Here is a 311-nt window from a genome sequence, read left to right as displayed (position 1 = left end):
CATTGAACAACTCCGTACGCGGATACTCCCGCACCACCCGCTGCGCGAGCGCCGCGGGCAACGCCTCACCGATCGCCAACACCCGCCACACCGACTCCGGCAACCCCGCCACCAACAACGCATCCAACATCGACGGCACCACATGCAACGTGGTCACCCACTCCCGCGCCATCAACTCAACCAGATACCCCGGATCCCGATGCCCCTGCGACGCCGCGATCACCAACCGACCACCACACACCACCCCCGACCAAAACTCCCACACCGACAAATCGAACGTCGCCGCCGTCTTCAACAACACCGCATCCGCA

General features: G+C 64.3%; 1 protein-coding gene. It reads right to left on the bottom strand.

The features are described 5' to 3' along the window. A partial coding sequence (locus ACL02S_RS24290; RefSeq protein ID WP_412804813.1) for an AMP-binding protein occupies positions 1-311 on the bottom strand: 311 nt, incomplete at both ends.

The organism is Nocardia spongicola, from assembly GCF_047200775.1.
Lineage (GTDB): Bacteria > Actinomycetota > Actinomycetes > Mycobacteriales > Mycobacteriaceae > Nocardia.
Note: the sequence above shows the minus strand (reverse complement) of the source record. Positions and strands in the feature narration are given on the sequence as shown.